Genomic DNA, 20,138 nt, shown 5'->3' with positions numbered 1-20,138 from the left:
AAGTATTGAAGTACGAGTTTAATGATTCTATAGCCATATGTTTTTTATACTTGTTTCAAAGATTTCTGAAATAATTATCTTGATATCATTATATTTACCAAACAGAAACATTGATGAGATAGATTTATCCAATGAATTAAATAATAAACCTATATTAGCTGGAACATTTAATTTTATTTAAACACTCCTTGATATAGACTTTAAGTGGTAAGTTATTATAATCTAACTCATATAGCCTTTCTTAAAACCCTCAATTAAAATTAATTATAAATTTAAAATTTCATCCAAGATACATAGATACGGAATTTTTTAATAAAATTTAGATTTCCTCCTCATTAATACTTCAAACATATATCATCAATACTTGAAAAGCATAAAAAAATGCCACACCGAAGTGTAGCATTATTAAATTCCACGATGTCTTGCTCGAAACGAAATGCTACCATAAAAAAATGGTATGTAAATGAAATGCACCCTACTAAAAGTGGTGTGTAATCAAAATGCACTCTATCGAATGAACGGCTTTGTATAGCCTTTTTCAATGTATAATATCACTGATAATTTCTTTCTTACTTATTTTATTGTTCGGATTATTCTCCATCATCTATTTCCAATCTTAATATCAACTTCATCAAATTCTAATAACTTATTAACTTCAATGATGAAATTCCAAGGTCTAATATCATCTGTTCCAACAATTGGATTATTTGATTTAAAATTGATTATTAGTTGATTACCAATAAACTTATAATCTTGATAGACGAATTCGAAACTTCCAGATCCAGCATTATAATTGAATAAGATTAATTTATTATTAAGAAAATATGATTCATCATATTTTAATAAATGCTTATAATACAATGTGTGGTAATGTCTATCACCATAATAATCATTGTTTTCATCAATAAGACCAATATAATTTTCTAAATCTTCTAATGAATCAATAACAAATAATCTTTCTTTTAATTCATCTAAATAGCCAAAGTTATAAGTAAATGCTTCTAAATACAACTTTGATTCCTCAACATAATTAACATTAACTAAAACATCTTTTATTGCTGAATAGCCATTTTTTATTTCTATTACAAAATCCCAAAACCTCATAGCTTCATTTGAACCATGTTTAGCATTTAAATCAACAATTAAATTACCATCTTTTATTTTAATGTTTCCTACTCTAACCTCATTATCTGATGATATTTGTACAATTCTAATTAATAGCAGCGAATTATTAGAAAGAAAATAACTACTTTCTTTAATACCATTTAAATAAGTTAAATATTCTTGGTCTACGATATCTAAATTGAGTGTTTCAAGATAATTATTTAACTGGCCTTTGTTAGTAATATATAGTTTCTGAATCCCCTCTTCTAAATATGTATTAAACGGTCTAAGATTATAAAATATATCTTCTTCATTTCTATAGATTAATTTAATAACATTAACATGAACTCTTACTAGTTCACCTTCTATCATTTCATTGAAATAGATATTTAAAAACCGGTGATTTAAATCTAAATAGCTTATATAAATATATTCACCTTCATCGCTATACGTAGGTGTTGAATTGTTGTCATTTTGATTGTCATCAAATGATAAATAAAGATCATCAATTTGTTTATCAATATATAGCCCCTCAAAATCAATTAATATTTCACTATGAGATTTCATAAATTCTTGCGCTTTTTCAAATACTGATAGACCACTACCATTTTTTAAGACTAAAACATCGAAGTTTTCTTTTCTATCATCAGATGACGCAGACAAGGTAACTAATACGTCAACTACATCTTGAGTTACTATTGCCTGATTTTCTTCTACTTTAATTACATCTTCATTGTTAGAGGTCCAAACAAAGTCACCTTTTGGTAGCGTAAATGACTGTGTTACTTTATTTGGCATATAATTACGATCTAAATCCTTAAAGTTATTATCATTGGTGCATGAAACAATTATAAAAATACTTAAAAAAGTCACAATTAATAAACATATCTTTTTCATTTTAAATATACCTCCTTATTTTTCTATTAAATAAGATGCAAACAAATTGATTTTATTCGAAATTTTATTTCATTAAAAAATCATAGTACTGACTTAAATTCAAATCGAATTGAAATATGTCATCTTTAATCGTGATTTCAACAAGTACATCAGTAATTATAGTTTCAGTTGCATGTACTTTATCACCAACAAAATCAAGCGACTCACTAAATATAGTATCATTAATGCTTTCATTTTCTTCATCAAGATAAAAAGAGGTTATTTTTGTTTCTAATGTAGCGTTTTTTTCTGATTCATACATAAACACAAGATAGTGATTCAATTTATTACCATCTTCTTTTAAACCATAATAAATAGATATAATAAGTCCACTTTCATTATCAAATATTGTCTTTATTGGCGTTTTTAAATAGTTTTTAGTGTTTGATTCTAAATGTGAAATTGCAATATTGTCGTTTTCTGGTATTATATGTTCATTTGGATCATTAACATTAGAATTAATAAAAAGTATGACAGCAACAATTAATATTGCAAAAGAACTAACTAAAGAAACTAGGGAAGGGATAAATAGTTTTGATCTTTTATTAACAGAAACAACATTTTTTTCAAACGATATTTTATCTTTCAAAATATTTAACTGTTTGTGATGATATTCGGTTTTAATTTTATTTTCAATATTTTTCATAATCAATTTTACCTCTTATTAGTTTCATTGCTCTGTGATATTTACCTAAAATTGCTGATGTTGTTTCATTTTTAATTTCTGCAATTTCCTTAAATTTAAGTCCTTGAACTAAATGCATGATAATGATTTCATAAACTTCATTATCAACAAGTTTTCTTATGTCACTTAATAGTAAACTTGCGATTTCGTTATAGTCAATGATTTCTTCTTTATAAATATTTTTGCTGTATTCTTCAAGTTTTTCCTTATTTCTTATTTCTTTCCTTAAGTACATATTGGCAATATTTTTCCCAATTGTAAGAATCCAATATTTAAAGTTACCACCATTATATTGATCAATACTTTCCATAATTTTAATGAAAGTATCTTGGACAAGTTCTTCTGTTACATGAAAATCAAATACTTTATGATAGATGATACTAAAAATAAGTTTGTGATATTTATAATATAGTTTTTCAAATGCTTTTTCATTTCTTTGTATTAGTAATTCAATATCTTTTTGCTTCATTTAAAGACCTCTTCCATATAATAAGATGAAAAAATAACAAAATTATTCGCTTAAATTCATTTTATTGTATTTTTAATAATGTCATTCACTGATAAATTATAAATTTGTGATAAACCATACAAAATTTCTATCCTTGGTAATCTGTTTCCGAGTTCATAATTTCTAAGTGTACTTTCATTAATTCTAAGCTGATCAGCTACTCCGCCAACAGTAAACCTTTATCTGTTCTAAGTTTTTTTAAGACTGCTCCCAACTTTTTAGCTTTTATGTTTTTCAAATATACATCTTCATCAGGGAAGCATATCAAAATCCATTTATCATAGATGATCTCAATTATTTTATATAAATAATTCTTGCCCAATCTAGGCCGTCCTTATCATTTTGATGATATAAGTGGGCATTAGGTAATAACGTATCATGTGCACGCACCAAATCTCTAGCATCTTCAATATAATATCTGCACCATTTATCAAAGCTAGAGCGACTTTTTCTAAACATGAATCTCATTTCGTTATTTTTTCATAAACAGCAAGTGGATCACCGTATTTAATTTTTGGTTTTATATAATCATGAAACCATCTTACTGTTGAGTATTGATATTTGATTACTTTAACAATATCTTCAAACACAAAATCATCATATTGATGAGCTGCCTCATCAAGAAGTTCAACAAACTTAAGTCCATTAATATCGATGATTTCATTATAATTTCCAATGCACTCAAGCGCTTGAACAATTTTTATCAATTTGTCAGAAAAATGGAAATCTACGTATTTAAGGATAACGTTAAGTTCATTTAATTGTTTTGATTGTTTTCTTATTTTTTTGTGTATATTATAGTTTGTTTTGATTCAAAATCGCTTAATTCTAAATATTTATACATTTTATCACCAACAACCATTCCACCATGATAATCGGTAGAGTATGAAATTACTGATTCATGATTACCAAACATATCTGGAATAGCATAAATACCTTTTGATATTCTAATCATTTTTCCGTCATTTACTAACAATTCAATATTTTTTAAGTACGTTTTATAAGGCATTACTTTAAACAGTCTAATATGTTCGTATGCAGCATCAAACAAGAACGCCTCATGTTCTTCTACATATTTTAAAAGCATTTTTTATACAATGTATCACATCCTCGTTTTTCTTTAGTTTATCACTTTATTTATAAATATGCCACGTATTTTGTCGACTTTGTCGACATTATTTATATCTAAATTTTAATTAAAAATACCTGTTTTTGTTCAATTTTAGCCGTTATTAGCATAAAAAAAAGACAATTTATCAAAACATTTCAATTGAAACGTGACAAATTGTCGTAATTATCAAAATGTCTTGCTGTAAATGAAATGCTACATACTTTCAACTTGGTGTGTTGATTTTGCAACATACTTTATATTTGATGTGTTGATTTTGCAACAAACTCATTAGTTCATGTGTTAATAATGCTGCATTCTTTTATAGATTTGTGTTGATTTTGTTGCATAATCTCTCATTTTTACATTGTTATTAAAGAATCCCTCAATTTGAACAAATAATGAACTCAGCTAAATGTAAATATTATGGATAATTTATTATGACTAATCCATCCAGTATTTAGGCAGTAGTTTTTATGTTTGAGGACTTAGATCTGCTAACATAACCTGACATGACTCACAATAAAAAACTTTGTTGATAACTGCATGTTTAAAAGGATTAAATGTATTAACTTTTATTTCGGTCCCATCTTCAAATATAATCTTTGGAGTTCTAAATTCAAAACGGTATACTAATTTCCCAGTTTTTAAAATTCCGTTACAATAGGGGCAGTTTTTAATTTTCATAAAATTCCTCCATTTTATGAATGATTGCAATTTCTTTACTACAGCATACATCAATCATATCATAAATACCACGAAATGATTTATGATAATATTCATCATGATTGCCTTTAGTTAATTCAAGAGTAACAAGTAAAAATTTATATTTGATGTCACTTACTAAATGTTTTGATTTTATTAGATTAGCCTTAATATACTCTTCTGCTTTAAAAAATTCGTTATTTTTAATAAGGTTTGATATTTCTAAAAAATTATCATTATCTTTTTTATTAAGTTTATAGGAATAAACTATAACAATGATTATAAATACGTAAAAGATTAATGATAAAGTAATTTTAATTGGTGATGAAATCAAATCTGGAATTATAAATGTTATTATAACTATAGTTAGTATTGCTATTGATAGTAAGAGGATTATAGCTTTATCTAATTTTTTCATTTCTATTAACACCTCTTTGTTATTAAATATCATTATAAGCAATGATTTTCTTGATTTGTTAAACTTAGACAACTTAATTATATCATTAACAATTTCATTTTAAAAATGTATAATAGATATTTAGTTAAAGGAAGTGAACATTAAAATGAATACTAATGCTATTAAGTTGAAAATAATAGATGATTTTAAGAATGGTTTTACCACTAAAGATTTAATAGATAAATATGGTTATTCAAAAACTACTATTAACGATTGGTTAAGACCTACAAGATTAGAAATTGAATACGATGATTTAAAAAGCCTTAGAAAAAAATATTCATTTCTTTGTAAAGAGCATGAAAAAATGAAAATTGAACTTGAGATTTATAAGAGTTTAGAATGCCTCCCAAGTTCTCCAAGACATGTTAAGTTAAATGCAATTGAAAAATATTACAACATATATCCAGTTAAGACGATGTGTAGAATTCTAGATGTAAGTGTAGGGACATTTTACAATCATTTAAATCGTCGTGTGGAAGAAAAGTTCAACATTAAAAATGATAACTTTTTAAGGCCTTTAGTTATGGAAGTATATAATAAAAGTAGACAAAGATTTGGTTCAATAAAAATAGCTCAAGTACTTAGAAATGAAGGTTATACAATTTCAAATAAAAAATCTAAACATTTAATGGATGAACTAAATATTAAACCCATTCTTGGCAAGAAAAAGAAAAAAGATATAAGTCAAATTGAAAGTAAGAATTTATATTTAAAAAACCTAATTGGTAAAAACTTTACTCGAAATAATCCAAATGAAGCGTGGACAACTGACGTTACTGAAGTTAGTGTTTTAGGTAATCCATTTTTTATTTGTGTAATTTTAGATTTTTTCTCTAGAAAAGTCATTGGATATAGAGTGCATTGTAAAAATAATACTAAACTAGTAATCAATACTTTAAAAGATGCTTATGAGAATAGAAACCAACCAGAAAATGTAATTGTACATAGTGATAGAGGTTCTAATTATACCTCTTTTAAATACAGATCATTGTTAAAATCATTAAAATTAATTCCTTCTTATTCAAAAACAGCACGGCCTACAGAAAATGCTGTAGTTGAATCTTTCTTCTCTCACTTTAAAAGTGAGGAAATATATTTGAATGACTATAAAACGCTTGAAGAATTAATGATTTCTGTTGATGAACATGTGGATTTTTATAATGACTTTAGACCACACCATCACTTGAACGGTCAAACACCGAATGGTTTTGAAAGGCAATATATGATAAAAACTGGATTGACTACGCAGTCAAGCGAACAATCCAGTTTATTTTCTGAAATAAAAAAGACTTTCTCCTCCGGTCAATTTAACCAAAAGGGTTCGAAAGTCTTACTATAGTCATGATGGCGTCCGAAGAGGGATTCGAACCCCCGACCGATAGCTTAGAAGGCTATTGCTCTATCCAGCTGAGCTATTCGGACACTTCAAGTCAGCAATAAATATTATAACTTATTCATTGCTGAATGTAAAGCCTTTTATGACTCAAATTGTGAATTATATAATTGTGCGTAAAATCCACCTTTATTTATAAGGGTGTTGTGGTCACCTTGTTCGATAATATTACCGTCTTTTACAACAAATATAACATCTGCATTTTTAATTGTTGACAATCTATGGGCAATAACAAATGCAGTTCTACCCTTCATCAAACGGTCCATCGCTTTTTGAATTAATATTTCAGTACGGGTATCAACTGATGATGTTGCCTCATCTAGAATTAGCATTGGTTTGTCTGCTAACATTGCTCTTGAAATTGTAATTAATTGTCTTTGGCCTTGGCTAATATTTTGTCCATCTTCAGATAGTATAAAATTATAATTATCAGATAATGAATGAATAAAGTGATCAGTTTGTGCAGCTTTGGCTGCCTGTTCTACATCCTCTAAAGTCTTATCTTCTGAACCATACTTAATGTTATCTAAAACTGAACCTTCAAAGATCCAAGAATCTTGTAAGACCATACCAAAGTAACTTCTTACTTCTTCACGTTTCATATCTTTAATATCTACACCATCAATTAGTATCGAACCTTGGTCCAGTTCATAAAATCTCATAAGTAAATTAACAAGGGTTGTTTTACCTGCCCCAGTAGGTCCAACAATAGCAACCATCTGTCCAGGTTTAATAACCGCTGATAGGCCTTGAATTACTGGTGTATCTTTAATATAACTAAAATGGACATTTCTAAATTCCACTTGTCCTTTAATTGTTTTAAGTTTATTTGGTATTGATGACTCATCACTTTCAGATTCTGCATCCATAATGAAAAATATTCTTTCAGCTGATGCAGCTGTTTGTTGAAGAACTGATGCTGTTTGACCAATAGATAAGATTGGTTGAGCAACCTGTCTTGCATACATAATGAAGGTCATAATAAATCCTACTTCAAAAAGTGGATCTGTCATGAGTAAGTACCCACCAATCATAGCAACAGCAATAAATGCCATATTGGTAAATAAAAATTGAATTGGCACCATAATTGAAGATACAAACTGTGCCTTCCATGATGTTTCATAAATTCTATTATTAATTTCATCAAATTCATCTTTTGATTGTTTTTGATGATTAAATACTTTAACGACTTGATGACCATGGTAAACTTCTTCAATATGTCCACTCATATCGCCTGTATTTTTTGCTGCTTGCTTAAAGTATCTTTGTGATAGTTTAACGAATTTAGAGGCAACATAAAAGGATAATACAACAGATACTGTCGTAATCAGTGCTAAGTCCCAACGCATAATAAACATAATAATAAGTATCGAAGCTACGAGTGTAAATGATCTAAAAATTTCTGAAATACTTTGAGTAAGGGTTTGGTTAATTGTATCTACATCATTAGTCACACGTGATAATATGTCACCTGTTTTATGTTTATCAAAAAAGTTTAATGGTAAGGTATTAATTTTGTCTGCTAAATCTGATCTCATTTTAAAGGTCAGACGCTGAGTAACTCCTATAAGTAGATATCCTTGACTGAGCCCTAATAAAAACGAAAGGGATGCTGTCATAATTAATCCAATCAATACTTCATTAAAATTTAGTTTTAAACCAAATAAATCAATAATCCCAAGTGGATCCTTACCACTCCAAATTAGTTCAATACTTGTTAATAACTTACCCGATAAAATTGGTGTAAATACAGTAATTAATGCTGTGATAATCGAAAATATTGCAGCCATAATAACAATATATTTATCTTTTTTCAAATAATTAAGTAATCTTTTAAGTGTACCCCAAAAGTCATTTGCTTTTCTATTTTCAAAATTTGCATGTCTTCTGTTCATCTAAGAAGTTCCTCCTGACTTAATTGAGATTCAGCAATTTCACGGTAAACAGTTGATGATTTCATTAACTCATCATGCGTACCAATTCCTGCAATAATGCCTTTATCAAGAACAACTATCTTATCAGCATTTTTTATACTATTAATTCTTTGTGCAACAATTAAAATTGTAGCTTCTATATTTTCCTTTAAAGCATTTCTTAGGTTTAAATCTGTTTTATAGTCTAATGCAGAAAATGAATCGTCAAATATATATATTTTCGGATTCTTAGCAATAGCTCTTGCAATAGATAATCTTTGTCGTTGACCACCTGAAACATTTGTACCACCTTGGGTAATTGGTGATTTGTATTTATCATCAAGGTTTTCAATAAAACTTTCTGCTTGTGCAATTTGAGCAGCCTTTTTTACAGCACTCTCATTAGTAATGTCTTGACCAAACGCAATATTTGATTCAATTGTACCTTTAAAAAGATTACCCTTTTGTGGAACATAACCAATATGCTTTAAATAGTCATTTTGATTATATAAAGTAATATCTACATCATCCATAAGTATACGACCTGATGTTGGGTCATAAAATCTTGGAATTAAGTTAATGAGTGTTGATTTACCACTTCCTGTTGAACCAATAAATGCTGTGACCTCACCCGGATTTGCAACAAATGATATATGACTTAAAACAGGTTCATCTGCATCAGGATACTTAAACGTTACGTTATCAAATTCAATGCGACCTTTAACCTCTTTAATGGGTAACGGATTTGCTGGATCGTTTATAGATACATCAGAATCAATAACTTGCATAATTCTTCTTGCAGAAATTGCTGCTCTAGGAATCATTGTAAGTATCATAGTTATAAACATAAAGTTCATTAAAGCTTGAGATGCATATTGAACAATTGCAGAAATATCTCCTGGTTCAAATACTGAATTTAAGGAGATTAATCCTTGATCTACTGCAACAAAATATAACATTGCTGTTGTAAGTTGCATAATTAAGCCTAATACTGGCCAAATCGAGTTAAATATACGATTAACTAAAATATTTCTATCCATTGCTTCTTTGGCAACATCTTTAGATTTTTTAGCTTGCATTTTTTGGGTATTAAATGCACGTACAACACGTAATCCACTTAAATTTTCACGTGTAACTAAATTCATTTTATCAATAAGTTTTTGAATTGTTTTAAATTTAGGAATTGCTATAAATAAAAGGACTGTTAAAAAGATAATAATAACTGCAATTGAAATAAATAAAAACACAGTTAAATTAGGGCTTTTCACATATGCCATAATAAGTCCACCAATTGCCATAATTGGTGCCATAATGACACTTCTTAGAAGTTGGGCAATCATTGTTTGAAGTGATTGAATATCATTTGTTGTACGTGTAATTAAAGAAGACGTTGTAAACTTATCCATCTCCTTCATAGAAAACTTTTGTACCTTTTCGTATAAAGCATTTCTTAAGTCTCTACCATAAGCGCTAGATACTCTTGACTCTAAAAATCCTGAGGTTAGTATTGCACCTATACCAAGGATTGTTGTACCAAACATTAAAAGGCCATTCATAATAATACTATTATATTTATCCTGCATACTTAACTGACTGCTAATCATGTCATTAATGAGTTCACCTAGAAAAAAAGGTAGAGCAAGGTTTGTAACTGCTCTAAATGCTACTAATATAAATATTAAGATGACCCACCAAAAATATGGCTTTAAAAATCTAAATGATTTAATCATAAGTTATCAAATTCTCTTTCTTGTTGTAAAATTTATTATACCAAAAAAAAGGCTTAATATTATTAAGCCATGCATTATTTTTTTAATACTTCATTAAAATATGTGTAGATTGTATGAAATTCATCATATTTTTTACCATGAACTTTATTTAATAGGGATAAGAAATGGTCTTTTTTGTGTTTAAAATACTGGGTTGCTTCAACTTTATTTTTAAGTATTGGTCCAACATATAAATCACTATCTGATAAATTCATTTGACCCTTTTTAACCTTTAAAAATACATAATAAAAGCCGTCATAAATGATATATTCATCAATAATTTCATAATTATTTGAAACAAGCCATGATCTAAGAATTTCTACTTTTTCATTTGCACCCAATATATATGTTCTATCTAATTTTGCATGTTTTAGAATATCTATGATGAGTCTTGAACCCATACCAGTAATGACAGCTAAATCATAGTCTGCATCTATTTTTTTAAATCCATCAGATAAATAAAACCTAACAGGATAACCTGTTAGATTTTTTTTAGCATGATTTAAAGGACCCTTATTAATATCTGCAGCAATACCATTTTTAATGTAACCTAAATCAATTGCTTTTTTAATAACTAGTCCATGATCTGCACCAATATCTAAAACTGTATCATAACCTTTTAAAAGGGATGTAATAAAGTCTATTCGGTTCATTTTCTTGAAATATAGAACTCTTTTAATTTATTTTGACGTTGTGGACTTCTTAGTTTTCTTAAAGCTTTAGCTTCAATTTGACGAATTCTTTCACGCGTTACACCAAATTCTTTACCGACTTCTTCAAGTGTATGTGTTTTACCATCAAGTAGACCATAACGCAGTCTTAGAACTTTTTCTTCTCTATCTGTTAATGTTTCTAAGACTTCATCTAATGTTTTTTTAACCATTTCTTGCATCATATAATCATGTGGATTTAGTGCATTTGGATCACTAATAAAATCGCCTAATGAAGAATCTTCTTCTTCACCAACTGGTGCTTCTAGTGAAATTGGTTCTTTAGCAATTCTTTGAATGTTTTGAACTTTTTCAGGTGTAATATCCATCTTTTCAGCAATTTCTTCAATGGTTGCATCACGACCTAATTCTTGTACAAGTTGGCGTTGAATACGAATCATCTTATTAATTGTTTCAACCATATGTACTGGAATACGAATTGTTCTTGCTTGGTCTGCTACTGCACGTGTAATTGCTTGGCGAATCCACCATGTTGCATATGTTGAAAATTTAAATCCTTTTTCGTAATCAAACTTGTCAACAGCACGCATTAAGCCCATATTTCCTTCTTGAATTAAATCTAAGAATAATAAGCCTCTTTGAGTATATTTTTTAGCAATACTTACAACTAAACGGTAGTTGGCTTCTACTAATTTTTCCTTAGCATAATGGCCTTTTCTGATTGTTTCTTCTAATGATTCAACATCTTTATCATCCAGTTCAACTTCACCATTTCTAACTGCTTCTAGCTGTTCTAATGCCACACGTCCTTCATATACCATAATTGCGTATTTACGTTCTTGATCAATATTTAATAAAGGAATTTGACCAATTTCTTTTAGATACATACGTACAGGGTCATCTACTTTAATACTAGAAGGGATTGCTTCGATGTTTAATAATTCTTCTTCTTGAACTTCTTCGACTTCTAAACTAGATAATGATAATTCATCTGGTTCATCTTCAACGTCTTTATCAACGTCAATATCTTCTTCATCAAACAAATCATCTACAGAATCTTCTTGATCATCATCGTCTAATAACACATCTATTTCAAGTGCTGCTAGTTCTTTTTCTAGTTCAAAGTAATCATCAGAATCTAGTTCTACAAATTCTGCTAAATCTGATTGTACAAGTGTTTTCTTCTTGCCTGCTTTTTTTGTTAATTTAGTAATTATCGGTTTTAAACTCATATGTTTTTTACCTGCTTTCTTAATTGTTCGATTTGTTTTAGATGATATGCTTCTTTGGATTCATCTTCTAACACTTCGATTGCTTTGATATGACTATTAATTTCTAATTGAATTTGATAGTCCGTGATATGTTTAAATATATTTTGAAACTGATTATCATCTTCTATTAATAAATTATTTTTATAATCAGTTGTTTCAATGTATGATTTAATTAACTCAGTTTGTTTGGAGTAACCTTGCATAAAAAGGTTAATATCTAGTGCAGTGTTTGGATTGATTTCATAATAATATAGTAAATCTTTATATAACTTTCGTTTTTCAGGATTATTAATATGTGTTAATGAAATATTATCCTTGATTTTATGATAGTATTTATTTTCTTTAAGTAAGTTAATTAATATTGTATCTATTGCTCTTTCTGCTCTATTAATCATTTGTCTAGGTATTTGTTTTTCTTTTATCGGTAATTTTGAATAGTTATTACCAATTAAAAGTTGTATACCTAATTCGTCAAATGATTTTCTTTCATAAAGATCAATAATTGTAGGATCTGCATTTTTAAGTAAATATTGCATATCTTTTTTAAATGCAGTAATTGCATCTGCTTTTGTAAAGTCTCTACCTTTTTGATATTCCATATAGCCAAATTGGTAAGCATCTAATAATTTATCAAACAGTTTATGATATTTTTCTTTACCATGTTTAAGTATATAATCATCTGGATCCATCTTATTTGGTAAATTTAGAATTGAAACATTTACTTTCTCATTTTTAAGCAGTGGTATAACTTTTAAGGTTGCATCAATACCTGCACTATCACCATCATATGCGATAACTACATGGTTTGTAATGCGTTTGAGTAGTTTTACCTGATCACTTGTAAGTGCTGTTCCCATTGTTGCAACACTTGCATTAAATCCGGCTTTATATGATGCAATTACATCAAAGAATCCTTCATGTAAAATGACATGTTTTTGTTTGATTGAACTGGTGATGGAATCACTATAATGATAGAGTTGTTCACCTTTTTTAAAGATTGGTGTTTCAGTGGAGTTTATGTATTTTGCTTTTTCATTCTTATTTAATGCTCTAGCTGAAAAACCTATAATTGCACCTTTTTGATCTTTAATCGGAAAGGTTATACGATTTCTAAATACATCATAGTATATACCTTCTTCGTTTTGTTTAACTAATCCTAAAGTCATCATATCAGTTACACTATACTTTTTGGATCTTAACATTTTATATAAACTATCAACTTGATCCGGTGCATAACCTATTTCAAAATGATTTAAGATGTCATCATCTATTTTTCTTTGATTTAAATAATCAAGCGCTATTTTACCAGAATCTGTATTTTTAAGAGCAAACTGGTAAAAACTTGATGCATCTTTCATAAGGTTATATAAATTTTCTAGTGGATCTTTAATAACTGGTTCATTAGAAAATGTAATGCCTATTCTCTTACCTAATATAACAGCTGCTTCATGTGTGCTAATGTTTTTAATTTGAGATAAAAAGTTTATGGGTGAACCACCTTTGTGGCAACCAAAACAATATGCTAGTTGTTTATCAGGGGTTACTGAAAATGATGGGGATTTTTCATCATGAAAAGGACATAATCCCATGTAGTTTTTACCACGTTTGGTTAAATCTACATATTCAGAGACCAGTGAAACTATATCTGTTTCTTGATTGATTTTTGCATATAGATTCTGATCCATCATTTTCTCCTTTTATTTTTTTAAAATTTAATTGATTTTCTAATAAAGTCTTCTAAGCTATCAATTGCTATACGAGTTTGTTCCATCGAATCACGGTGTCTAATTGTAACTGTTTGATCAATCATTGTTTGATGGTCTACTGTAATACAAAACGGTGTTCCAATTGCATCTTGTCTACGATAACGTTTACCGATATTTTGGGTTTCATCATAAACAACATCAAAATGTTCTGCAAGCAGCGCTTGAATTTCTTTAGCTTTTTGACTATGCTCTTTACGTACAAGTGGTAAAATAGCTGCTTTATATGGTGCAAGTGCTGGATGTATTTTTAGAAGTTGGCGTGTATCACCTGATTCTAATTTTTCTTCTTCAAGGCCATTTAGTAAAAAGATTAATAATAAACGTTCAACCCCGACAGATGGTTCAATAACGTAAGGAATATATCTTTCATTGGTTTCAGGGTCCAAGTAAGTTAGATCTTCTTTACTTAGGTTTTGATGTTGAGTCAGGTCAAAATCTGTTCTGCTTGCAATACCCCATAGTTCATCAAATCCCCATGGATATTTAAATTCAATATCTGTTGTTGCATTTGAATAGTGACTCAGTGCTTCTTTTGCATGTGGTTCTGCACGTAATAATTCAGGATTAATCCCTAAATCTTTTAAGAACTTCATCATGTAGTTTATCCAGTAATCAAACCATTCAAGTTCTGTTCCTGGTTTACAGAAGAATTCTAGTTCCATTTGTTCAAATTCTCTGGTTCTAAAAATGAAATTACCTGGAGTGATTTCATTTCTAAAACTTTTTCCAATTTGACCAACACCAAATGGCACTTTAAGTCTAGTAGAGCGTTGAATATTTTTAAAGTTAATAAATATACCTTGTGCTGTTTCTGGTCTTAAGTAAACTTCGTTTGCTGTTTCTTCAACAACACCTTGAAAAGTTTTAAACATCATATTAAATTTTCTAATTGGTAGCCAATCAGATGTTTTAGATACTGGATCTTTAATTTGATGCTTCATAATGTAATCATACATTTCATCTTCTGTCCAACCATCAGGTTTTTGAGTTGGGTCATGTGCTAGGATAAGTTTATCCGCACGATATCTTTGATTGGATGTTTTATTTTCAATTAAAGGATCGGAAAAACCAGATAAATGGCCACTAGCTTGCCAAACCATTGGATTTAATAAAATTGATGAGTCAAGTGCTACAACATTTGGTGCCTGTTTAACAAACTTTTTTAACCAAGCTTCTTTAATGTTTTTCTTTAAATTTGAACCTAAAGGACCATAGTCCCATGTATTTGCTAAACCACCATAGATTTCTGAACCTTGAAATATAAATCCAGTTTGTTTTGCATATTGTACTAAATATTCTAATGTTACCATTTAAGTAATCTCCTTTATTTGCGTGATATTTTAATATCTGTATGATGTTCATAATAATCATACATAAATTTTTTAAGTTTTTCATAGGTATAATCATCTAAGCTTGGTAGTTGTTCATAGGGAAGAAAAGTTGATTTAATGAGTTCAGTTGTTAACTCTACATCGATATTTGATATTAAAGGAGTATTTTCATATACTAAACTTCCAATATTGATGTTAAATCCTTTAACAATTCTACCATCGGGTTTTAAATTCATTGGATATCCTAGATGTTTTAATAATTTAAAACCAAATGATAAAACACTTTCTTTACTAAATTTAAGTAGTGCATCTTTAATGATTAAATATATTTTTTCATGCATATCATTGTCTGATACAAAACTTAATAAGTCGAATAAGATACTTGCCTGTTCTAACTTTTTATAATCATTTTTTAATGATAAAAAATTATTAATGACCTTAGCATTTATTAAGGTATACATTACTTTATTAGGTTTTTCATCAAATGTAATCAAATTTAAGTATTGTGCAACATTACGTAAATTTGAAGTAACTTTTTGACTACCTTTAGCAATTAAAGTAATTCTTCCTTTAGGTGTATATACAAAAACTAAACGATCATTTTCTAAATAACTTTGTTGTTTGTATACAATACCTTCCATAATTACTTACCATAACCATAACGAGCGATGGTACTTGGGTCATTTCTCCAGTCTTTTTTGACTTTAACCCATAGTGATAAATGTACCTTTAATTCAAATATTTTATTGATTTCTTTACGTGCTTCAGTACCTATTCTTTTAAGTTTTTCACCATTTTTACCAATTAAGATACCTTTTTGACTATCACGTTCAACAATAATTAAAGCGTCTACATCAAGTGTTTTTAGTTCACTGTTAATTTTCATAGACTCAATCATTACAGCAACACTATGAGGGACTTCTTGCTCTGTATAGTATAAAATACGTTCCCTTATAATTTCTGACATTCGTGATTCATCAGTTTGATCTGTTTTATAATCACTTGGATAATAATGTGGTCCTTCAATTAAATAATTTGATAAGGCATTTTTTAGTTGTACCAAATGTGTTTGTTCTCTTGCAGAAATTGGTATAATTTCATTAAACTCGTGTTTGTTTAAATAACTAACAATAATTTGGTCAATATCTGATTTTTTTTCTAATTCATCAATTTTATTAATGACTAATATAACAGGTAACCCACTATCTTTAATACGGTTTAATATCAGCTCATCCGTTTTTTTGAAGCTTTGATCAACAACCCACATAATTAAATCGGCATCTAAAAGTGCATCAGATGCTGACTTATCCATTGATTTTCCTAAACCATGGTATGGTTTATGCATCCCTGGTGTATCAATAAAAACAAACTGATTTTCGTTTTCACTTAAAATACCTGTAATACGAAAACGAGTAGTTTGAACCTTAGGAGATGTGATTGCTATCTTCTCACCGATTAAAGCATTTAATAATGTTGATTTTCCAACATTTGGTTTACCAACGATTGCTATAAATCCTGATTTTGTCATTTGTTTGTACGATCTGTATTTAAATCAAAACCAAATGGTAAAAGTTCTGAAACTGATGTTTCATGCACATCGCCTTTTAGATTTGTTAAATATATTGGGGTTTCATGAGGGATAAGTTCACTTAATACTTGTCTACAAGCACCACATGGTGAAATTGGACCATATGAGTCACCAATAATTGTAATCTCTTTAATATCTTTGACATTATAACCTTGAGAAATTAAAGAAAATAACCCGTTACGTTCTGCACATGATGTTAGTCCATAACTACTATTTTCAATATTTGCACCATGAATATGGGTGCCATCTTTTAAAGTTATGACTGCACCAACTTTAAAATTAGAATACGGTACATAAGCTTTTTCTCTAGCTTTTTTTGCTTCTTCAATAAACATATAAACCCTGCTTTCTATAAATGGTTTTAATCATTTATCTTGTTAAATTAACTTTTTTTAATATTTCTTCTTGTAATTCAAACATTTGTTTTTCATTTTCAGGCGTGTCATGATCATAACCTATTAAATGAAGATAGCCATGGACCGCTAAAAATCCGATTTCTCTTTCAATTGAGTGATGATAATTATTAGCTTGTGTATAGGCTTGTTCTATGCTGATAAAAATATCACCAATGGAATCATCTAATTCATCATCATTAGGAAAAGATAGTACATCCGTTTTATCATTGATGTTTCTATAGGTTTGATTAATCTTTAAAATTTCATTATTATCAACAAATATAACTTGCATTGATTTTGTTTGTTTAATGTCTTTAAATACTGTATCTAATATGTTTTCAAATTTTTGAGTATCTTCTTTTGTTTGATTAAAATAATTAACTTCCATGTTTTTCATATCTTTCTAGTATTTTTTGAACAAGTGGATGTCTGATGACATCTACTTTATCAAAGTGTATAATTTTTGAATCATCAATATCTTTTAATATTTCAAGTGCCTGTTTAAGTCCTGATTTTTGCCTATAACCTAAATCAACTTGTGAGGGGTCTCCTGTAACTACCATAAAACTAGAAAATCCAAGACGGGTTAGAAACATTTTCATTTGTGTTTCTGTAGTGTTTTGTGCCTCATCTAGTATAACAAAAGCATTTTCAAGTGTACGACCTCGCATATATGCAAGTGGTGCAACTTCTATAATGCCACGTTCTAATAAACCGTTTGTTGTGCTTATACCTAAAAAATCATATAAAGCATCATATAAAGGGATTAAATACGGATCTACTTTTTCTTTTAAATCTCCGGGTAAAAAACCTAATGATTCACCTGCTTCAACTGCAGGACGTGTTAAGATTAATTTTTTAACCTTGCCTGCTTTTAATGCAGCAACTGCATGGGCTACTGCAAGGTAAGTTTTACCAGTACCAGCAGGTCCAACTCCAAAAACTAGTGGATATTTTAATAATGCATCTGAATATTCTTTTTGGTTAAATGTTTTAGGTACAATCGCTTTACCTGAGTCAGATATAAGTATCTTTTTTTGTGATTTATATAAATCTATAATATTGTCTAAAGCATCTGCTTCAGCCATTTTGATAATATATAAAACATCTCTTTCAGTAAGTATGATTTTATGTTCCGCTAACATGATAAGTGTTTTAAAAATACGTTCTAAAAGTGATCTTTTACTGTCATCTGTATCAACAACGATATGAGTATCAAAAATAGAAACGTCAAAGCCAAAATGTGACTTAAAAACTACTAAGTTTCTATCTTCTATACCAACGAGACGTTGGAGTGTTTCTGCATGTGAAATATTTAAGTTTAATTTCATTCACAATCCTCCCATTTTACGTACATATATTTTACCTTAAAACGTCAAAAAATGCACTTGTTTCAATGTTATTTATACGCTTTTTATCATTTTTTGCCTAATTAGTTTTATATTCAATGTCATTTAATCCATTCTTTATAAAATGACACATTAATTATGTATTTTTTATCAAAAAAAACACCTTCAAATATTGGAGGTGTTTTGAAAATTAATTTTATAAATTATCTTTTTTTCTTTTTGCTTTTAGCTGCTTTAGCTTTCATGCGACGATCAACGCCTGGTTTAATGTAGTATTCACGTTTACGTGCTTCTACAAGGGTACCGTCTTTACTCACGGTGCGCTTAAAACGACGTAGCGTATCTTCTATCGTTTCACCTTTGCGTACTTCTGTTTTAGACATAATCTGCCCTCCTCCCACACGTTTGATTATTCAAACCTTTTTTATTATAATGCATTTTTATACATATGTCAAAAGAATTTTAATATTTTATAGATGAAAATGCATTTAATAGCGGTATATGAGCAAATTCTGTAGGAAGTATGGTTTTTCCAAGTGTAATTGGTAATGCCCCTAGGTTTATAAACTTATTTCTTTCAATGTTATCTATACCACCTTCAGGACCGATAATAGCTAGTATGTTGTCATTAGGATATTTAATAGTTATTTGATTTAAAGTGTTTACTTCTTCTAACTCATCAAGTAATAATACTTTATATAAACTTAAATCAAGTTCTTCTAATTTAGAGATATATGAAATTTTAGGTAGTGTTGAACGTTTAGATAATTCTGCTGCTTCTTTACTAATTTTTTCAAGCCTTAGGATTTTATGTTCTGTATTTGAAAGTTTTGCAATGCTTCGTTTCATTGGCATAAATATTATTTGTTTTGCTTGAAAAAGAGTTGCAGACTTTACAATAAAATCTATCTTATCACCTTTAGGTAGCCCTTGTAAAATTGTTACATTAAGTGGTGGGTTATCTTTGATTGCTTTAGTAACTTCGTAGCTAATCTCTTGATTTACGATTTTAAGTCGAGATAAAAAACACCCATTTTTTCCGCAAATTTCAACTTCAGTATCCGTTTTAAAACGCATCACATTTAATATGTGATGTTTATCGCTTTCAAAAAATTCTTCATGATCATTTAAAAAATAACGTTGCATAATGACTCCTTTAAAATAAAACAGGTACTCTTATATCTTAAGA

22 protein-coding genes, 1 tRNA gene and 1 pseudogene are annotated in these 20,138 nt (G+C 28.7%); 1 reads left to right on the top strand and 23 read right to left on the bottom strand.

Annotation, left to right across the window (positions count from 1 at the left end):
• Positions 1 to 600 precede the first annotated feature (600 nt).
• The 9 genes and pseudogenes from G324_RS0104595 to G324_RS0104560 all read right to left on the bottom strand — a co-directional run bounded on the left by G324_RS0104595 (position 601) and on the right by G324_RS0104560 (position 5,464).
• A complete protein-coding gene (locus G324_RS0104595; protein WP_162146909.1) occupies positions 601 to 2,001 on the bottom strand; it encodes a hypothetical protein in 1,401 nt (466 codons plus the stop codon).
• 64 nt (positions 2,002 to 2,065) lie between these two features.
• Positions 2,066 to 2,686: a hypothetical protein gene (locus G324_RS0104590; RefSeq protein WP_025725218.1), complete on the bottom strand. Its 621-nt coding sequence runs from the start codon at positions 2,684 to 2,686 to the stop codon at positions 2,066 to 2,068.
• Positions 2,673 to 3,194 carry an RNA polymerase sigma factor gene (locus G324_RS07705; protein WP_162146908.1) on the bottom strand — a complete coding sequence of 174 codons (522 nt, stop codon included), beginning with the start codon at positions 3,192 to 3,194 and terminating at the stop codon, positions 2,673 to 2,675. The genes G324_RS0104590 and G324_RS07705 overlap by 14 nt, the downstream gene beginning before the upstream one ends.
• 56 nt (positions 3,195 to 3,250) lie before the next feature.
• A pseudogene (locus tag G324_RS08185) lies at positions 3,251 to 3,382 on the bottom strand (hypothetical protein); the annotation flags it as partial.
• A gap of 145 nt (positions 3,383 to 3,527) precedes the next feature.
• Positions 3,528 to 3,692, bottom strand: coding sequence for a hypothetical protein (locus G324_RS08035; protein ID WP_162146907.1), 165 nt, complete (start codon positions 3,690 to 3,692; stop codon positions 3,528 to 3,530).
• A 5-nt stretch (positions 3,693 to 3,697) separates the two neighbouring features.
• Positions 3,698 to 3,940 (bottom strand): hypothetical protein, encoded by a 243-nt coding sequence (locus tag G324_RS08030; RefSeq protein ID WP_162146906.1) that lies wholly within the window; start codon positions 3,938 to 3,940, stop codon positions 3,698 to 3,700.
• Between the two features lie 71 nt (positions 3,941 to 4,011).
• On the bottom strand, positions 4,012 to 4,284 hold the full coding sequence (locus G324_RS0104570) for a hypothetical protein (protein WP_156921278.1): 273 nt from the start codon (positions 4,282 to 4,284) through the stop codon (positions 4,012 to 4,014).
• Positions 4,285 to 4,815: 531 nt separating this feature from the next.
• Positions 4,816 to 5,028 (bottom strand): PF20097 family protein, encoded by a 213-nt coding sequence (locus G324_RS0104565; protein WP_025725214.1) that lies wholly within the window; start codon positions 5,026 to 5,028, stop codon positions 4,816 to 4,818.
• On the bottom strand, positions 5,018 to 5,464 hold the full coding sequence (locus tag G324_RS0104560) for a hypothetical protein (protein WP_025725213.1): 447 nt from the start codon (positions 5,462 to 5,464) through the stop codon (positions 5,018 to 5,020). Before G324_RS0104560 ends, G324_RS0104565 begins: the two co-directional genes overlap by 11 nt.
• Before the next feature lie 145 nt (positions 5,465 to 5,609).
• Between G324_RS0104560 and G324_RS0104555 the strand changes: the two genes are divergently transcribed.
• Positions 5,610 to 6,842 carry an IS3 family transposase gene (locus tag G324_RS0104555; protein ID WP_025725212.1) on the top strand — a complete coding sequence of 411 codons (1,233 nt, stop codon included), beginning with the start codon at positions 5,610 to 5,612 and terminating at the stop codon, positions 6,840 to 6,842.
• A gap of 6 nt (positions 6,843 to 6,848) precedes the next feature.
• On the opposite strand, the gene G324_RS0104550 is transcribed toward G324_RS0104555, so the two are convergent.
• From G324_RS0104550 to G324_RS0104485, 14 genes are all read right to left on the bottom strand, one after another.
• Positions 6,849 to 6,925 (bottom strand) — tRNA-Arg (locus tag G324_RS0104550).
• A gap of 54 nt (positions 6,926 to 6,979) precedes the next feature.
• The gene (locus G324_RS0104545; RefSeq protein ID WP_025725211.1) at positions 6,980 to 8,791 is read right to left on the bottom strand and encodes an ABC transporter ATP-binding protein; all 1,812 of its coding nucleotides are present in this window, start codon (positions 8,789 to 8,791) and stop codon (positions 6,980 to 6,982) included.
• Positions 8,788 to 10,539, bottom strand: a complete 1,752-nt coding sequence (locus G324_RS07880) for an ABC transporter ATP-binding protein (protein ID WP_162146905.1) — start codon at positions 10,537 to 10,539, stop codon at positions 8,788 to 8,790. Before G324_RS07880 ends, G324_RS0104545 begins: the two co-directional genes overlap by 4 nt.
• A gap of 74 nt (positions 10,540 to 10,613) precedes the next feature.
• Complete coding sequence (locus tag G324_RS07300; RefSeq protein ID WP_025725209.1) at positions 10,614 to 11,231, bottom strand: tRNA (adenine(22)-N(1))-methyltransferase; 618 nt, start codon at positions 11,229 to 11,231, stop codon at positions 10,614 to 10,616.
• Positions 11,228 to 12,481 (bottom strand): RNA polymerase sigma factor RpoD, encoded by a 1,254-nt coding sequence (rpoD, locus tag G324_RS0104530; RefSeq protein WP_162146904.1) that lies wholly within the window; start codon positions 12,479 to 12,481, stop codon positions 11,228 to 11,230. The genes G324_RS07300 and rpoD overlap by 4 nt, the downstream gene beginning before the upstream one ends.
• Positions 12,478 to 14,205: a DNA primase gene (gene dnaG / locus G324_RS07295; RefSeq protein ID WP_162146903.1), complete on the bottom strand. Its 1,728-nt coding sequence runs from the start codon at positions 14,203 to 14,205 to the stop codon at positions 12,478 to 12,480. Before dnaG ends, rpoD begins: the two co-directional genes overlap by 4 nt.
• 20 nt (positions 14,206 to 14,225) lie before the next feature.
• The gene (locus tag G324_RS0104520) at positions 14,226 to 15,596 is read right to left on the bottom strand and encodes a glycine--tRNA ligase (protein WP_025725206.1); all 1,371 of its coding nucleotides are present in this window, start codon (positions 15,594 to 15,596) and stop codon (positions 14,226 to 14,228) included.
• Positions 15,597 to 15,610: 14 nt separating this feature from the next.
• Positions 15,611 to 16,258 carry a DNA repair protein RecO gene (gene recO, locus G324_RS0104515; RefSeq protein ID WP_025725205.1) on the bottom strand — a complete coding sequence of 216 codons (648 nt, stop codon included), beginning with the start codon at positions 16,256 to 16,258 and terminating at the stop codon, positions 15,611 to 15,613.
• Between the two features lie 2 nt (positions 16,259 to 16,260).
• On the bottom strand, positions 16,261 to 17,145 hold the full coding sequence (era, locus tag G324_RS0104510; RefSeq protein WP_025725204.1) for a GTPase Era: 885 nt from the start codon (positions 17,143 to 17,145) through the stop codon (positions 16,261 to 16,263).
• Positions 17,142 to 17,540, bottom strand: coding sequence for a cytidine deaminase (cdd, locus tag G324_RS0104505; protein ID WP_162146902.1), 399 nt, complete (start codon positions 17,538 to 17,540; stop codon positions 17,142 to 17,144). Before cdd ends, era begins: the two co-directional genes overlap by 4 nt.
• Positions 17,541 to 17,574: 34 nt before the next feature.
• The gene (gene ybeY, locus G324_RS0104500) at positions 17,575 to 17,988 is read right to left on the bottom strand and encodes an rRNA maturation RNase YbeY (protein WP_025725202.1); all 414 of its coding nucleotides are present in this window, start codon (positions 17,986 to 17,988) and stop codon (positions 17,575 to 17,577) included.
• A complete protein-coding gene (locus G324_RS0104495; protein ID WP_035357410.1) occupies positions 17,978 to 18,931 on the bottom strand; it encodes a PhoH family protein in 954 nt (317 codons plus the stop codon). Before G324_RS0104495 ends, ybeY begins: the two co-directional genes overlap by 11 nt.
• A gap of 221 nt (positions 18,932 to 19,152) precedes the next feature.
• Entirely contained in the window at positions 19,153 to 19,332 is a 180-nt protein-coding gene (gene rpsU / locus G324_RS0104490) for a 30S ribosomal protein S21 (RefSeq protein WP_025725200.1), read from the bottom strand.
• 79 nt (positions 19,333 to 19,411) lie between these two features.
• Positions 19,412 to 20,095 (bottom strand): RsmE family RNA methyltransferase, encoded by a 684-nt coding sequence (locus G324_RS0104485; RefSeq protein WP_025725199.1) that lies wholly within the window; start codon positions 20,093 to 20,095, stop codon positions 19,412 to 19,414.
• Between the last annotated feature and the right edge of the window lie 43 nt (positions 20,096 to 20,138).

The sequence above is a fragment of the Acholeplasma granularum ATCC 19168 genome (assembly GCF_000526235.1).
Lineage (GTDB): Bacteria > Bacillota_I > Bacilli_A > Acholeplasmatales > Acholeplasmataceae > Acholeplasma > Acholeplasma granularum.
This window is presented reverse-complemented; position numbering and strand designations above follow the sequence as displayed.

Bases quoted from the DNA above. Each gene is read 5' to 3' on its own strand.
- ybeY (WP_025725202.1), bottom strand. From the start codon at position 17,988: ATGGAAGTTAATTATTTTAATCAAACAAAAGAAGATACTCAAAAATTT.
- rpoD (WP_162146904.1), bottom strand. From the start codon at position 12,481: ATGAGTTTAAAACCGATAATTACTAAATTAACAAAAAAAGCAGGCAAG.
- G324_RS0104565 (WP_025725214.1), bottom strand. From the start codon at position 5,028: ATGAAAATTAAAAACTGCCCCTATTGTAACGGAATTTTAAAAACTGGG.
- rpsU (WP_025725200.1), bottom strand. From the start codon at position 19,332: ATGTCTAAAACAGAAGTACGCAAAGGTGAAACGATAGAAGATACGCTA.
- G324_RS0104595 (WP_162146909.1), bottom strand. From the start codon at position 2,001: ATGAAAAAGATATGTTTATTAATTGTGACTTTTTTAAGTATTTTTATA.
- G324_RS0104520 (WP_025725206.1), bottom strand. From the start codon at position 15,596: ATGGTAACATTAGAATATTTAGTACAATATGCAAAACAAACTGGATTT.
- G324_RS07880 (WP_162146905.1), bottom strand. From the start codon at position 10,539: ATGATTAAATCATTTAGATTTTTAAAGCCATATTTTTGGTGGGTCATC.
- recO (WP_025725205.1), bottom strand. From the start codon at position 16,258: ATGGAAGGTATTGTATACAAACAACAAAGTTATTTAGAAAATGATCGT.
- G324_RS0104495 (WP_035357410.1), bottom strand. From the start codon at position 18,931: ATGAAATTAAACTTAAATATTTCACATGCAGAAACACTCCAACGTCTC.
- G324_RS07300 (WP_025725209.1), bottom strand. From the start codon at position 11,231: ATGAACCGAATAGACTTTATTACATCCCTTTTAAAAGGTTATGATACA.
- era (WP_025725204.1), bottom strand. From the start codon at position 17,145: ATGACAAAATCAGGATTTATAGCAATCGTTGGTAAACCAAATGTTGGA.
- G324_RS0104560 (WP_025725213.1), bottom strand. From the start codon at position 5,464: ATGAAAAAATTAGATAAAGCTATAATCCTCTTACTATCAATAGCAATA.
- G324_RS0104590 (WP_025725218.1), bottom strand. From the start codon at position 2,686: ATGAAAAATATTGAAAATAAAATTAAAACCGAATATCATCACAAACAG.
- G324_RS0104555 (WP_025725212.1), top strand. From the start codon at position 5,610: ATGAATACTAATGCTATTAAGTTGAAAATAATAGATGATTTTAAGAAT.
- cdd (WP_162146902.1), bottom strand. From the start codon at position 17,540: ATGTTTATTGAAGAAGCAAAAAAAGCTAGAGAAAAAGCTTATGTACCG.
- G324_RS08035 (WP_162146907.1), bottom strand. From the start codon at position 3,692: ATGTTTAGAAAAAGTCGCTCTAGCTTTGATAAATGGTGCAGATATTAT.
- G324_RS07705 (WP_162146908.1), bottom strand. From the start codon at position 3,194: ATGAAGCAAAAAGATATTGAATTACTAATACAAAGAAATGAAAAAGCA.
- dnaG (WP_162146903.1), bottom strand. From the start codon at position 14,205: ATGGATCAGAATCTATATGCAAAAATCAATCAAGAAACAGATATAGTT.
- G324_RS0104485 (WP_025725199.1), bottom strand. From the start codon at position 20,095: ATGCAACGTTATTTTTTAAATGATCATGAAGAATTTTTTGAAAGCGAT.
- G324_RS0104545 (WP_025725211.1), bottom strand. From the start codon at position 8,791: ATGAACAGAAGACATGCAAATTTTGAAAATAGAAAAGCAAATGACTTT.